The sequence below is a fragment of the Acinetobacter uliginosus genome, assembly GCF_044130295.1.
In the GTDB taxonomy this organism is placed as follows: domain Bacteria; phylum Pseudomonadota; class Gammaproteobacteria; order Pseudomonadales; family Moraxellaceae; genus Acinetobacter.
In genome coordinates this window covers 33407-47355 of sequence record NZ_JBIQOC010000042.1, presented here as the reverse complement: position 1 = coordinate 47355, position 13949 = coordinate 33407, and the positions used below count along the sequence as shown (strand labels likewise).

20 protein-coding genes and 1 pseudogene are annotated in these 13949 nt (G+C 42.0%); 8 read left to right on the top strand and 13 right to left on the bottom strand.

Annotated features, from left to right (window positions below):
- Positions 1 to 806: 806 nt before the first annotated feature.
- The 13 genes and pseudogenes from ssb to ACE01T_RS09130 all read right to left on the bottom strand — a co-directional run bounded on the left by ssb (position 807) and on the right by ACE01T_RS09130 (position 8635).
- Entirely contained in the window at positions 807 to 1133 is a 327-nt protein-coding gene (ssb, locus tag ACE01T_RS09190; RefSeq protein WP_395519156.1) for a single-stranded DNA-binding protein, read from the bottom strand.
- 212 nt (positions 1134 to 1345) lie between these two features.
- The gene (locus ACE01T_RS09185) at positions 1346 to 3421 is read right to left on the bottom strand and encodes an AAA family ATPase (protein ID WP_395519155.1); all 2076 of its coding nucleotides are present in this window, start codon (positions 3419 to 3421) and stop codon (positions 1346 to 1348) included.
- Positions 3418 to 3723: a hypothetical protein gene (locus tag ACE01T_RS09180; protein ID WP_395519154.1), complete on the bottom strand. Its 306-nt coding sequence runs from the start codon at positions 3721 to 3723 to the stop codon at positions 3418 to 3420. The genes ACE01T_RS09185 and ACE01T_RS09180 overlap by 4 nt, the downstream gene beginning before the upstream one ends.
- Positions 3716 to 4102, bottom strand: coding sequence for a hypothetical protein (locus tag ACE01T_RS09175; RefSeq protein WP_395519153.1), 387 nt, complete (start codon positions 4100 to 4102; stop codon positions 3716 to 3718). The genes ACE01T_RS09180 and ACE01T_RS09175 overlap by 8 nt, the downstream gene beginning before the upstream one ends.
- Positions 4099 to 4302 carry a hypothetical protein gene (locus tag ACE01T_RS09170; RefSeq protein WP_395519152.1) on the bottom strand — a complete coding sequence of 68 codons (204 nt, stop codon included), beginning with the start codon at positions 4300 to 4302 and terminating at the stop codon, positions 4099 to 4101. The genes ACE01T_RS09175 and ACE01T_RS09170 overlap by 4 nt, the downstream gene beginning before the upstream one ends.
- Entirely contained in the window at positions 4299 to 4538 is a 240-nt protein-coding gene (locus tag ACE01T_RS09165; protein WP_395519151.1) for a hypothetical protein, read from the bottom strand. Before ACE01T_RS09165 ends, ACE01T_RS09170 begins: the two co-directional genes overlap by 4 nt.
- The gene (locus ACE01T_RS09160) at positions 4535 to 4753 is read right to left on the bottom strand and encodes a helix-turn-helix domain-containing protein (protein WP_395519150.1); all 219 of its coding nucleotides are present in this window, start codon (positions 4751 to 4753) and stop codon (positions 4535 to 4537) included. Before ACE01T_RS09160 ends, ACE01T_RS09165 begins: the two co-directional genes overlap by 4 nt.
- Positions 4754 to 4761: 8 nt before the next feature.
- Positions 4762 to 5064, bottom strand: a complete 303-nt coding sequence (locus ACE01T_RS09155; RefSeq protein WP_300043306.1) for a hypothetical protein — start codon at positions 5062 to 5064, stop codon at positions 4762 to 4764.
- A 44-nt stretch (positions 5065 to 5108) separates the two neighbouring features.
- Entirely contained in the window at positions 5109 to 5324 is a 216-nt protein-coding gene (locus ACE01T_RS09150; protein WP_395519149.1) for a transcriptional regulator, read from the bottom strand.
- A gap of 160 nt (positions 5325 to 5484) precedes the next feature.
- Entirely contained in the window at positions 5485 to 6219 is a 735-nt protein-coding gene (locus ACE01T_RS09145; RefSeq protein WP_395519148.1) for a hypothetical protein, read from the bottom strand.
- A gap of 155 nt (positions 6220 to 6374) precedes the next feature.
- Positions 6375 to 7502, bottom strand: a pseudogene (locus ACE01T_RS09140) (tyrosine-type recombinase/integrase); the annotation flags it as partial.
- A 184-nt stretch (positions 7503 to 7686) separates the two neighbouring features.
- Positions 7687 to 7956, bottom strand: a complete 270-nt coding sequence (locus tag ACE01T_RS09135) for a hypothetical protein (protein ID WP_395519147.1) — start codon at positions 7954 to 7956, stop codon at positions 7687 to 7689.
- A gap of 1 nt (position 7957) precedes the next feature.
- Positions 7958 to 8635: a helix-turn-helix domain-containing protein gene (locus ACE01T_RS09130; RefSeq protein WP_395519146.1), complete on the bottom strand. Its 678-nt coding sequence runs from the start codon at positions 8633 to 8635 to the stop codon at positions 7958 to 7960.
- Positions 8636 to 8830: 195 nt separating this feature from the next.
- Between ACE01T_RS09130 and ACE01T_RS09125 the strand changes: the two genes are divergently transcribed.
- From ACE01T_RS09125 to ACE01T_RS09090, 8 genes are read left to right on the top strand one after another with little or no spacing between them, the layout of a single operon-like run.
- Positions 8831 to 9112, top strand: coding sequence for a helix-turn-helix domain-containing protein (locus ACE01T_RS09125; protein WP_395519145.1), 282 nt, complete (start codon positions 8831 to 8833; stop codon positions 9110 to 9112).
- Entirely contained in the window at positions 9109 to 11265 is a 2157-nt protein-coding gene (locus ACE01T_RS09120) for a Mu transposase C-terminal domain-containing protein (RefSeq protein ID WP_395519144.1), read from the top strand. Before ACE01T_RS09125 ends, ACE01T_RS09120 begins: the two co-directional genes overlap by 4 nt.
- Positions 11266 to 11322: 57 nt before the next feature.
- Positions 11323 to 12084, top strand: a complete 762-nt coding sequence (locus ACE01T_RS09115) for an AAA family ATPase (protein WP_395519143.1) — start codon at positions 11323 to 11325, stop codon at positions 12082 to 12084.
- Between the two features lie 60 nt (positions 12085 to 12144).
- A complete protein-coding gene (locus ACE01T_RS09110; protein WP_180174618.1) occupies positions 12145 to 12807 on the top strand; it encodes a hypothetical protein in 663 nt (220 codons plus the stop codon).
- Positions 12800 to 13018 (top strand): hypothetical protein, encoded by a 219-nt coding sequence (locus ACE01T_RS09105; protein ID WP_174560793.1) that lies wholly within the window; start codon positions 12800 to 12802, stop codon positions 13016 to 13018. Before ACE01T_RS09110 ends, ACE01T_RS09105 begins: the two co-directional genes overlap by 8 nt.
- Positions 12999 to 13214 (top strand): hypothetical protein, encoded by a 216-nt coding sequence (locus tag ACE01T_RS09100; RefSeq protein WP_395519142.1) that lies wholly within the window; start codon positions 12999 to 13001, stop codon positions 13212 to 13214. Before ACE01T_RS09105 ends, ACE01T_RS09100 begins: the two co-directional genes overlap by 20 nt.
- Positions 13186 to 13317: a M15 family metallopeptidase gene (locus tag ACE01T_RS09095; RefSeq protein WP_218954223.1), complete on the top strand. Its 132-nt coding sequence runs from the start codon at positions 13186 to 13188 to the stop codon at positions 13315 to 13317. The genes ACE01T_RS09100 and ACE01T_RS09095 overlap by 29 nt, the downstream gene beginning before the upstream one ends.
- On the top strand, positions 13314 to 13910 hold the full coding sequence (locus tag ACE01T_RS09090; protein WP_395519141.1) for a DUF7940 domain-containing protein: 597 nt from the start codon (positions 13314 to 13316) through the stop codon (positions 13908 to 13910). The genes ACE01T_RS09095 and ACE01T_RS09090 overlap by 4 nt, the downstream gene beginning before the upstream one ends.
- The last annotated feature ends 39 nt before the right edge of the window (positions 13911 to 13949 follow it).

Sequence of the window (13949 nt, the reverse complement as noted above, 5' to 3'; positions counted from 1 at the left end):
GTGAATATCATGGCTGCTGTAGTGGCTTATTGTTTGAACCCCAATAAGCCAACTTTCCAAAATATGCTAAAAGGTTAAGTGGATTTCATCGAACTCAGGTTAATTTACCTTGACGTAGCTTGACGAAACGCAACTTTAACAAAATGGCTGTAATGCTTATATAGTAAGGCTTTGACATTGTTTTTATGGTGCTTTTTGGTGGGGTGCTGTCAAGGTAAATTAAAGGTATGTTGTATAGCTAAAAATAACTAACTTATGACTAGGTTTAGCTATTTGGTATAAATTTTAATTTAAGTAAACTATTAATTAAGTTTATCTAACAATTTGATTTAATTAACATTATTTGAATTTTTGATATATTTCGCCACTGAATATTATTTGAATAGTGTACAAAATAATCAACAGAAACTGCTGTAGTTTCTCAATTGCCTACTCCATGGCTAATTGTTTATAAGCCCACGTTGTCTTTCCTGTAGTGGGCTTTTTTTTGCATGGATTTTAATTGTCATCATGCCTTAGATGGGTAGCATTTCAAATGCCACCCTTTCGGATTTGAAATCCAGTAGGGTGCATTCAACTTATTGTTATCAAAGCAAAGCTCAAAATTGAGCATTCATGCCAGGTGAATATAATTTGTTGTTTTTACAGGTAAACGCAAAATTGCGTTTTGTCTAATTAGACTGCACCGATCTAAAGCTGTCTAAAGCTACTCATTCGGTTATCACGATTTCCATGATGGTTGAATCTGTATGGTGATAATGACCACTCAGCCAATAAAAAAGCTCCCCATATTTAGGGAGCTTCGATTAAAGCAATTGCAGCTCATCGGCTCTAATCTCTGTCACTTCCCTATCTGCACAGCTTTGGTCTTTCCACTTCCTTGTACGCAATGAACCCTCAATATAAACCTTTCCGCCTTTCTTGAGGTACTTACTGGCAATCTCGGCTAAACGGTTGCTGGTGGTAATCCTGTGCCATTCTGTAGCCTGTTTACGTTCGCCTGTGGTCTTGTCCTTCCAGTGGTCAGTAGTCGCCACGCTGAAAGTAGTAACGCTGCCACCGTTTGGAAAGTTCTTAGTTTCAGGGTCACGACCCAAAACGCCCATTACTGTTACTTTGTTTACGTTTGGCATTGGTTTAAATCTCTTAAATTTGTTGTCTATACCTTTGAGCAAGTTGAGCAAGTTGAGCAAGTTGGCTGTAAGTGTATGATTTAATGAGTAAATCAAGTTGCTCATCATGTTGCTCAAGCTATTTTCATTTGAGCAACTTGGATAACTATATATTTCAATAGGTTAGCTCCATGTTGCTCATGTTGCTCATGTTGCTCATTGAGTGGTAAGGGTTAAAAATGGGTTGGTTCGTCCAATCTGTGAATTTTTGGTAATGCCCAAAACCAAACTTTTTCCCCATGTGGTCTAAAGGGTTTTATGTTTAAAGCCTCTTGCGCTCGTCTGACAGATGCAGCACTAAATCCAGCCTCTCTAGCTTGGCTTTGAACTTCCTTGCTTGGCATGTGTTCAACATCACTTAGCAACTCAACTAAAAAGTCCTTTGCCATATCCAATGTTGAGCCGCCATCATTGTTTAAGCCCTCAGCTTCTCCTAATAATTCTTTTGCCGTTCCTTCAATTGTCCCCAGCCAAACTGTCTTAGTGGTTTCAATGTCATCTAAAACCGTTTCTGATTCGATCTGATAGCGAACTCCACCCTCCAAGATTGAGTTATTACTCTTAGCTCGAACTAAAACACAATCGCCTTCATCTTCACGTTTTGCAGCACTCCAAGCCATTCGCGCCAATGCTGTGAATGCTTGTGAGCCAATGATTCGGTCTGCTGGGGTGCTTCCTGCTGAACCTTTTGAGAAGTGAGTAATACCCAATACCGCAAATTTGTATTCATTAGCCAGTTCAACTAATGGTTGTAGTGATTTTCTGACATCATTGGCCTTATTCATGTCGCCACCAACGGCGGATACAATCGGGTCAATCATTAATAATTTAATATCAGGATTGGTTTTTATATATTGCTCAATCTTTGGAAAGTCTTGCGAAGGGTCGAAAGGCTCATTTTCACCCTTGTCATTAATGCGCCCTGCAATAATATCAATTTTACTTACATCAGCACCGTTCGCCATCAGCCTCGGTAGCAAGGTATCTGCTGGGTCGTCTTCGGTAGAATAAATTAATACCTTCCCAACATTCTCGCACTTTGAGCCATCAGGAAAGTTTCCTCCTGTGGTTATTGTCGCAATCAATGCAAGTGATAGATTTGTTTTTCCACAGCCTCCAGCACCAGCCAAAATAGTCATTTTCCCAAGTGGCAACCAGCCATACCATAGCCAATTGATAGGCTGCGCCTGAATGTTGCTCATGTTCACAATTTGAAGTGAGCTTTGCTTAGGTGGCCTGTTGTCGTACTCACTAAGCAAGCCCATTTCAGAAAGTGCATGAGTGACTGCTCCTAATGCCTCCTCTGCTGATTTTCCGCCATGCTCTAATAGGGTGAACCCATCGCCAGCAATCGCTTCGCCTGTACCCTGTGAGCATATAAAAGAGCCATCGTTATTCTCATTATCGAATCTAAACCGATCCGATCCGCCACACATAGGACATGCAACATGCTCATGTGGTGCGGTTGTCGATAATGTATAGCCAAGCTGATTAAATATTTCAGGCCAACGGCCACGCGCTAATAATTTCGCCTGTTTAAAATCTAAGGTAGAATGTGCTTGCTGTGTTTGTTTTGCTTGTGGTTTTTCTGCCTGTGCCTTTGGTTTTGCCACCTCTGGCATGGGTAGAGATTGCACCCATCTAATTAATTCATCAGCATCACACCACGCGTCAGAATGCACCACACGCGCCATGAATGGCTCGCCCTTGCGGTGATAGAATCCAGCCAAGCGCATTACTCGCGGTAAATCGTGAATTGCTTTATCTGCACCATCGCCAGCAAATAAATGAATCAATCGCTTTTGTAATTCAGTAAATTGATTAAGTGGAATCTCTCCACCTTCCTCAATAATCCAATAGGCATGATGCTTGCCTGCGGAACTCTCAACAATCAAGTTGGGTGGAATGCCATCCATATTCATCAGCCGATCTAAACGCTCATGGTCTGCTGTGTCAAAATCCACCCATAAGGCCCGAGCGCGCTTGATATTCTCTGCCTTGCGTCCGCTAAGGTCGGTTTGATTGACTGTGACGAATACACCACATCCATTCTGATTGTGTCGCTGTAAGGCGTTAAAATGCTGCTCTAGTGAACCGTTGTAGATATGAGCTGTGTTTGATCTAGGTGGCTTGCAATCATCAAATGTCTGAAAGGTGAACTGACCACCGCCAGCATCCAGCATGTCTAGCATCCGCTCTGCTTCTTTCATACTTGGTGCGAGTGTATTTAGTTGGGGTTTTGCATTCATGCTGCACCCCCTTTTTCGTTCTCCCACTCTTTTTTATATTGTTCTGACATTTCCACATGGAAGCTATGACGCTCCTCCGCTAAGTAGCTGTACATCTCCAGTGCGGTTTTTAGTTCATCGAGGTGACATGAATGTATGCCTTGTTGCTGCAAGTCCAGACTTAACTTGATGAAGTCACGGCGGACTCGGTTTAGTGCGCTTTGCATCCAGTTCATATCGTATGCAGCCAACGACTGAATGTCGTGCATGTCGCCTGCATCGTATTTTTTAGGTGTATTTGTAGAATTGATTTGATTAGGCATGATGACTGCCTCCTGTTAGTTTTGAGTAGAGATTCGACCTAACTTGAGAGATTAGGGCGAGGGGCATCACTCTCGATCTAACAGAATCGCCCGACATATTCGGCATTGCTGCCTTATTTTGTCGTGTCTGCCCCTCATAGAGGGATTGCAGCCTTGTTGGCGTAGCTGAAACGCTTGCGCTTGTTTTCTGCACAGCTTGAGAGGCTTTGCAAAACTTAGGCACAATAAAACCACAATGACGCTGTGGGGTAACGCTGTTAGATTTTGAGAGGTCTACAGCATAAGCGGAACGGCTTAGAGTTGCAATAACAAAGCAAAACAAAGCAAAGCACATGCCTAGAAGTAGTCCTTTAAACATTTCTAAAAATAGCTCTTTCATGCGTCAAACTCCTCTTGAATAATCTCTAGGACTTCAATCATTTGTGCTTTGATTTCTGCCATTGAGAAGATGCGCCCCTCCTCAATATCAATAATTAAGCCGACTGCAATGTCGTAGATATTGGCTAACCGCATTTCATCATCAGTCATGGGTTGGCTGTCGGCTTGAGTTTCGGATTTAAAATCTATGATTTGGCTCATGCCCCCACCTCTGTCAATTTGTTGAACAAGGTCTTTAAGCTGCCATAGTGAAAAATTACAACATCCACCGCATCGGGGTTCTTCATCAACTTTTCATGGGTTGCTAAAATCTCTAGCTCTGCACCATCCACCGCATCAAGTTCCACAAATACCATCGCATCATCATTCACGAATAAATGTGCTTCGGTTTCTGCTTCTCTCATTGGTCGGTATGAAGCCAATACAAAATCTTTCATGCTGCCACCTCTCGGACAAGTTCATAACGAGCATGAGTTCCTCTGCCTGAGCTATTGCGCTCGTCATACCGAATAATGTGATGCCCAGCTCTGCGTAACTTTAGGACAACCGCGCTCAGTCGATAAATGTCGTAATACTTCACCGCATCCATTGGCGTGATTGTTCGGCCTTGCTTGAGGTGATTTAGAATCTTTTGTTCTTGAGTGTTGTTCATGGCTGGCCTCACTGGATCGGGTTCACGGTGGCATTAATCAAAACGCCATCAGTTGAAAGTCCAAGTTCTTCACGCTGCTGCATCATGTTTAAGAGGTTTGTTTCTGCTTCCTCAAACGTGATGCCGTGATGGTCTGCAATATCTTGCAAGTTATAGACTGGCTGGCCGTTGTCTAAGCATCCGCTTGGCTTCGGTAGATACTGTTCTGCCATCTTGTACGCTTCATCTTTCAAGTGCTGTGGGGAGTATTCAAACGCAAGCATAAAAGCCTGCATGGTGATGGGATGTTCTTCACCATACTGCTCGCGCATTGCTTTGTAATGGTCGAGGGTTTTGAGAAATTCAGGGTTCACGATTAAGCCTCCATTGCTGCAAGGCTTTGCTTTTGACCGTTATGCCACTCTACAAGCTCGGCATAGTCAAAATAGACTGGTGCTTGTTTGGTGTCGCCAGTCTTGATAGGTCGGGGAAATGTGGCATCTGTACGCACGATATGGCGCAATGATTCACGGCTTACATCAAGAATTTGGCAAGCTGTTTTGAATTGAACACGGATTGGATTAATGGTCATTTATGCACCTACATGACTAAATATTGTTAGGGCATAAAAACAAATAAATATTGGGGTTAGGAAGCATCAAAGGGGTAATGGCAATATAAAAAAACTGCCATCACCCCAAAATAAGATTATGATTTTTATTGTTTTATTGGGGTAATACCTTTGGTTTTATTTATGGGTTAATTTTTCTATTTCCTCCATTTCTTGCGTTGGGGTGACGGCAAATTTTATCTATTGCTGTTTGAATATAATCACTATCCAGTTCAGGGTGATTTTCTGCAATCCATGCTTTTACGACACTTTGCTTAGGTGGTGGTTGTTTTTTATCAGGGTCGTAACTAATCCAAAACTCACGAATAACGCCATTAATCGCTTCAAGTGCTGGCGTTGTGTAGGTAGGCTCAGGTAATAAACCTACATTGTTTTGTTGTACTGATTCATGTTGTTTGTATGTGACTGGTTGAGATTCAACAATAATGGCATTTTGCAGATGCGGCTCAAGGTAGCCATTCTTTTTCAGCCATTTATACAATTCATCTCTATGTATTTTTGTTTCATTCGCAATAATCGAGCCAACATCTTCTAGGCTAACTCTTGCCTGCTCAACAACCTCATCCCATTGATTGTTATAGTCGCTGCGGTCAATTTTTATATATGGTGATTTTATCTCTTGAGTGCATATAGCCTCGATAATTGATCTTATGAGCATTAATGAATGTTGCCAATTTATAGGTTTTTCACTAATTAGTTTTTCTCGTAATTGGTAATCATGCAGATGATTGTACTCGCAAGGCTCTAATCCTGCCGTGAGTAAGCTAGCCTCAGCAATCGAAAATAATTTAACAGTGTTCCAGTGTGAAAAATCAGGGTTTCCTCTTAAATGATGCAATTCTCTTAATGTTGCCATTCTTATTTTGCCTCCCACAGCATCCCCAAAAAAGTAGCTAGGTAAACAAGTTGGGTACTTGCTTGTCGGCTGGCCTGCCTATACCTAGCAAAACAAATATAATCTATATTTACCTATATTTGTGCATTTATTGGCTAGTAGTGCGACAAGGTTTGTCACTTAGCCTTTTTAAATTGAATAATGCTCTGATCCGCAATTTCTTCTAAATGGTTCGCATACCATTGCATCATATTAGCCCTGTCATCTAAATATTGAGCCTTGTTATATACACCTGCCACGCCGTCTTTAACGTGTGCCAGTGCTGCCTCGATATGACGTTCATCAAAACCACGATTGTTTAGTAAGGTGCTGGCAATGTGCCTAAATCCATGCGGTGTCTGTCTGCCCTCATACCCCATACGGCGCAAGGCCATAATAAAAACAGTGTCCGACTTTGGCTTACTCTTATCTGATCTGCTCGGAAATAAATAATCTGAATTGGTTTGGTAGGTCTGCAACTCTTTTAATATTGCTAATGCTTGAGTAGACAAAGGGACGATATGCTCGCGGCGTTTCTTCATACGCTCGGCTGGGATATTCCACACCCCTTGATCTAGGTCGAACTCCTGCCACTTGGCTTCTCTTAGCTCGGTAGGTCGGCAGAACAACATAGCCAAAAGCTGCAATCCCATCCGAACGTCCATAGTTGGATAATTATTGATGGCTCTTAATAGTCCTGGTAATTCCTGTTCACTCACATGCGACATATTTTGCTTAATACCTTGCTGTAGGTATTTTTGGATGCCTTCTAATGGGTTGTAATCAATACGGCCTGTCACCTTTGCAAAATCGTATATATCGCGACACATGGCACGAACTCGATTTACTTGTTCATAGATGCCATGCTTTTGTTGAATACCTTTTAAATGATTCATCCATTCAATCGGTTTGATTGTGGTGTACAAGCGTTTGCCGAAAATTGGGAATATGTGTTTTTCTAATGCACTCTTATTTCGGGTCATGGTGTCATGCACCCAGGTATTCGCTTTTGTGTCCAGCCATTCACGCGCCAATACTTCAAAGGTGGCATTGTTCTGTTCCAGTTCTTGCCGTTTACGTTCCTGCTTGGTAATGATTGGATTATCGCCGTGCGAAATGTCTTGAACTATCTCAGATGCTTTTTTCCTTGCACCCTTACCCGATAATTCAGGATAGGTTCCGATGCCTAGCCATGACCATTTACCATCAGATTTTTTATATCTGAATAGCCATGCTTTTTTACCATCGGGCTTTACACGAAAATATGTGACTTATTAATTCATTCTGCACTGGAGAGATGCGGGAAGATTCGGGAAGTCCTGGGATTATGTGGGATGAAAGCTTGAGCTGATAAGCATTTGAGGATTTTTTTAAGGGCAAACCAGGTTGAACTTGATTTGCCCTTTATTTTGCACTGAATTTAACGCTTTCTCTGGATGTGGAGTTTTTTTAGTTTTTATTTTGCACTGTTTTTATGAGCGGAATTTGGTTCAGTAGAGCTTCAACAGTTGCCCCTACAATGTGGGTAGTGGTCTTGTCTGGGCTGTTGATATTATCCAGGTTAAATTGCAAAGTGCATAGTTCTTCATTGGCTAGCTTTAGGACTATAGATATTGGCTGGGTTTCTGTGATTTTTGAGAAAATTCCTAAAGCATTTGATGGTAGCTCTAATCCGGCTTTAGCCAGGTTTGCCAAACTACCATTATTATTTTCAAGCATGTTACGAAACACTCCTTATAAGTTGATCTAATGCGGACTTTAGATGTTCTTCTGTCCAAGGCTTGTCATAATAAAAGTTGTAAATGACTATAATCAATTCACTTTTTGGTTCTGGCGACAGAGTTCGTCGCGTCTCTTTAAGGGCTTGTTCAATTAAGCTAATACAAGCTTTAAGTAATTCTTCACTTACATTATTCACGTTGTCATTAAAATAAAGTGTAGAAATGAATTCTGCCTTGTTTTCAGGCGTCATAGTGCCTTTTGCAATATCTAGGGCTTTTTCTGCAGTTTCAATCGATTGAGTAAGTAAGTACTTATCTATGCTTAAAGGAACATCTGTTTTTTTATTTTTTATATCTTCAGATTGTGTCTGTATTAGGTACTCAGCACAGTTCTGCTCAATCTTTTGCGAAGCTCGTTCTTGTTGAAAGGGTTCTCCTGCTCCTGTCATTAGCCATATCTGGTTTGCACCAGTTGCTTCAGCAATCTTATCGATGGTCTTTTTCTGCAATGAAGTACGACCTTCTACCCATATACCCGTGAATGTTCCCTTGGATAAACCAACACGCGTAGCAAAGCTATAAGGTTTCTCAAGTTCCTCAGCTGTCATTAACAATTTTATTCGTTCTTTTAATGGATTATTTAGTTCCGAATTATTTTTTCCGAATTGAGAACTCATGCCTGATCTGTCCTTTTGTGTACTTAATTTATAAGCCACTGTTTTAATTAACATTTAAAAAAGAACTAAAAAATAGTTCCTAAATTCAATTAGGAACTATTGACAGTTCTCTTTTAAGAACTTAATCTAGCGTTAGAAAGGGCAAACGCCCAATCTAACGGGTAAAAAAAATGCCAAATGGCAGGGAGGTTTTTCATGGGAACAATGCAAATGCCCACTGAAAAAGTTTGGGACAGACATGCAATTAAAGCTGAAATTGAGCGTCAAGGTCATACCTTAACTTCAATTGCAACTTCATACGGCATGCCTGCCCAAACGGTCCGCAATGCCTTGGATAAACCAAGCAAAAGCGGAGAAATCGCTATCGCCAATTTTCTGGGAATGCCAGTTCATGTGCTTTTCCCAGATCGTTGGACTAAAGATAACAAACGTATTTACCCACGTTGCAACAAGATCAATTCGGCAGGTGAAGTATGAAGACACACTACAGCGTTGCTGAATTGCTTGAGCTGAATTTAAGTGGCTTACCTAAAACTCGCAAAGGACTAGATAAGTACTTATTACGCAACAGTTGGGAGTATAAAGAAGTTTCGTCCCGAGGCATAGGTGGAGTTCGCAAAGAGTATGCACCGCCGAGTAATTTTATGAACCAGATTCATAATTTAGTTCTCATTTCAAAGGCTAAGGATGAATCTGTTCAAGAACTAGCAGTGGTTGAAACTACTGCACCAGTAACTCAAAACGTTGCTGAGCTGTTCAACTGGCAACGAGAAGTGGCTGAAAACCGTTTATTTGTCGTGCGCTACATTCAGCAGCAGATCAAACAAGGTACTAAGAAGACACCGGCAATCGAGCAATTTATTGCAGATGCAGAAGCACTTTTATTACCTGAAGAAATGCAGCTTGCTGTGCAAAAAGCTAATGCCAAAGCAGGTGAAGGACGCACTGTTTCACGTCGTAGTGTTTTCGACTGGGTTAAATCAGTAGAAGAAGCTGAACAACATAAAATCAATGTTATTAGTATGTTGGCACCTAAAGCCCGTCGTTCGGATATTCCAGTCTGGGCAATGGACTTACTTAAGCTTTGGGCACAACCGCAAAAACCGACATTGGCTGCTGTGTTGGAATTACTTCCAAACTATTTAAAAGCCGATGTGCCTTGTCCTACCTATAACCAGGCATACCGTTTTATTAAAGAAAAAATGGGCAATGTCGAGGCACAGCGCGGTCGTATGGGCAACCGTGAGTTAAAAAATTTACAGCCTTTTATCCGTCGTGATACCGAGCAGCTTTTACCTACAGATGTCTATACCGCTGATGGTCACTGCTTTGATGCAGAAGTTGCTCATCCTATGCATGGAAAACCTTTCCGCCCTGAAATTACATCCATTATTGATGTGGCTACACGTCGTCTGGTTGGCTGGTCTATTGACCTGGCAGAAAGTGGTTGGGCAGTACTGGATGCGGTACGTATGAGTGCCTGTGAATGCGGTATCCCTGCCATTTTTTATGTGGACAACGGTTCTGGTTATAAGAACCAAATGATGGGAGCAAAAGGCCGTGGCGTGATGGCTCGTTTAAATACGGAAATGAGTCATGCCCTGCCCTATAACTCCCAGGCCAAAGGTTTGATTGAACGTAGTCACCAGACTTTGTGGGTAAAAGCTGCCAAAAATTTACCTTCATACATTGGTAAAGACATGGATGCTGAAGCCAGCAACAAGATGTTCAAGCTCACTCGTAGCGAAATCAAACAGATTGGTGTTTCCAAGGGGCTAATGAGCTGGGCTGACTTTCTGAATTATGCGGCTGAAGTAGTCAATAACTACAACAACAAACCGCATAGCAGTCTGAAACGTATTACTGACCCGGTCACTTTAAAGAAACGTCATTTGAGTCCGTTAGAGGCCTGGAATGAAGCGTTAGAAATGGGTGCGCCAATTGACTGTGTTGAAGACTGGGACGCAGAGGATCTGTTCCGTCCTTATGAAGAACGCAAGGTACGTCGTGGTGAGATTGAACTGTTCGGGAACCGCTACTTTAGCCAGGAACTTGCTGAATACCATGGGGATACAGTTTGTGTTGGTTATGACATCCACAATGCTGACCGTATTACGGTGCGTGATGAAGATGGCCGACTGATCTGTTATGCATTCTGGAATGCCAATAAACGCAGTTACTTCCCAATGACCAAGGTTGAACAAGCTCGCCAGCGTCGTGCTGACGGACGTTTACGCCGCCTGGCTGTGAAGCAGGATGAAGTCTTGCAGGAAGTTAATCCACAGTTGGTTATTGAGCATATCGAGAATCAAACCGTTATTCCATTTAACCAAAACCAACATGCTGAATTGATGGCTGAGCTGAATGCTTTACCAGTTTCTAAGCCAAAAGATGGCGTGATTTATTTTAAAGAAGCCAGTGCATTGAAAACAGTGAACGATGAGATGCCATCTATGACTGAAAGCAAAATTCAGAGATGGATTCGTTTAGACCAAAAATATAGCCGTAATGAGGAGTTGAACGAAGCAGACAAAACTTTCTGGGAATTTTTCCAGACCTCTAAAAAGTTTGGAGAACTTGAAGAGGAAGACGCTGAACTAAAAAGCTATTTAGCCCAGCGTCAGGGATAAAGCGGTGTTACAGCACCACCTTAAGAACCACTTAACAACAATTTAATGGTGATTTATATGAACTCAAATGTCAATGCAATGGAGATGAATGCTCCATCGGGGATCGCTCAAATCCGTAATATTTCACAGTGCTATACCGCTGTAAAACGTACCTTGGAGCGCAATCCGCTGTTGCCTGGTATTTCGGCATACTACGGACCAAGCGGCTTTGGCAAGTCTACCTCTGCCAATTTTGTGGCAACCAAAACCAATGCTTTTTATGTACAAGTCAAAAGCACTTACACGAAAAAGGCTTTTTTACAGGCTTTGCTGCGTGAGATGAGTATTCCTTATCCAGCAACTTTGTCTGAAATGATGGAACTGGCGAGTAGTGAACTGGCGAAGTCTGGCCGTCCTCTCATCATTGATGAATTTGACCATCTTGTTGTTGGTAACAAGGTTGAAATTGTACGTGACCTTTATGAAGCCAGCCAAGGGACGTTCTTGATTATTGGTGAAGAAATGCTGGCGCGTAAGCTGGAGAAATGGGAACGCTTTCACGGCCGTATCTTGAACTGGGTGCCTGCCCTGCCAGCCGATCTGTCTGACACCAAACTGCTATGCAGTATTTATGCACCGAAACTGGAGATTGAAGATCCTGTACTTGAACAGCTCTTGAGTTCAGTACGTGGTTCAACCCGTCGGGTATCAACTAATCTGGAAATGCTGAATGAAACAGCACTCGAAAATGGGGTTAAACACATCAGTCTAAAAACCTTAAAAACATTGTTGCCCGAAGGCTTTGTTACTGGCGAAAGCCCTAAACCACGTAGTTTCTAAGGATTGTTGTAAATGCAAGTTGGTACAAATTCGTCAATTTTGACACAGGGGAAAAATCTTATGGATGCAGGACAACCTTACCAATCACCGCGTCAACGGGTTTGGGCTGCCATTCGTAAGCATCGTAATGAATTCACGATTCAGCAGGTCGCTGAATTAGGTCAAATGAAATATGACAGTGCTCGTGACTTTATCACGGGTTTAAAAAATGCAGGAATCATTGCTGAAGTAAGACGTGAAAAGCTGCCAAATATGAGTAAAAAAATTGATCTGATCTTTTTCCAGTTGGTTGAAGATTATGGTTATAACGCCCCTTCAGTTGATCGAAAGGGAAATTTACTGGGTAAAAAGGCAACTGTGAATAAGGCGATGTGGAATACCTTGCGTATTACCAAGCAGCCCGTCAATGCACATGAACTTGCAGCTTTGTCGAGTACAGACGAACAAGCAGTTTCAGTAGAAACAGCAGATAGTTATTTACGTTTTTTGTTCCATGCAGGGTATTTGAAAGTTGCACGCGCAGCTCACCATGCAGTACGTAAAGCCAAATATCTTCTTCTGCCACATATGAATACGGGGCCTATTCCCCCACAGATCCAACGTGCAAAACAAGTTTTTGACCCAAACACAAATACCTTGATGTACACAGAACGCCCAGAACTCGAAGAAGAACTGAAGCATGGGACGCTGTTGCTCAACCAAGAGGAAATTAATGATGAATAACCAAGCCCATATTGATCCAGAGTTACATGCTTTTGTTAAGCAAGACCGAATTCGTTTATTCACAGAACGCAATGAGTTCAAGGCTTTAGCTGAAAACTTTGAACGCGATCTTTATAACACCAAATACCGCAGCCGCAATGTGATTGGCATTTTAATGTTCATCATTGTGGTGCTCATTGGAGTAATCGCTTATGTCTCGAACTTCAGCTAAACCGGAATGGATCGTACTGGTTGAACAGCGCATAGAACAGCTCGGAAGCATTCAAAAAGTTGCTGAAGAGTTGGGATATGCCAGGCCAAGTCTGTCACTGGCCCTACGCGGTAAATATGTTGGCAATACAGACCGCTTAGAGCAAACAGTTATGAAAGTGTTGGCCTCTGTATTACAAAATTGCCGATGCCGTTAAACAAGCCGCAAAAGAACTGAACGTTCCTATTGAATGGGGTGGCGACTGGAAAACATTTAAAGATGGTCCACATTTTCAACTACCTTGGGGAAGCTACAAATGACTCATAAAAAATCAAAGATTCCGCATTCCTTGATCCAACAGCGTATTGAAGAAGGCATTAAATTTAAGTTGGAAATTCTTGGCAAGACTGATTACCGCAAAGGTTATGAAGAGGGCCAAAAAGACCTGCAAGCCCTGGTGAATGCAGATGAGTCAGAAAAGATTCAAAAGCTGCGTTTATCTATTTCAAGTTTAGAAAGTCAGCTGGATCAACAGGCATTCACACTGAGCGAAAAAAACCGTTTATTGCATGACGCAACCAAACGCAATACAGAAAAAAATCAGAAAATCCTGGAATTGGAACGTCAGCTTGAAGTTTCAAAAAATAACTTTGAAACCTTCAAGAAGGAACAACAAAGTTTAGCTGCATTAGGTTTTGTGGATAAAAGCTTCATTGTCCACAACTGGCGTGACAGCTGGAAATGGCTCAGTAACTGGTGTTTTGGCTTGGTGATGTTCTTTGCTGTTACCCCGCTTCCACCAGAACTGCTTGCAGTACTCCCAGAACATATCCGTTTCTATGTGATTGCCTGGATTGCTTTCTGCGGCATGGTCGGACGCTATATCAATCAAAGTACAGCAACCAAGCTATGACCTTAAAAATATTTGTGCGAAAGAATTTTTCCGCTGTTC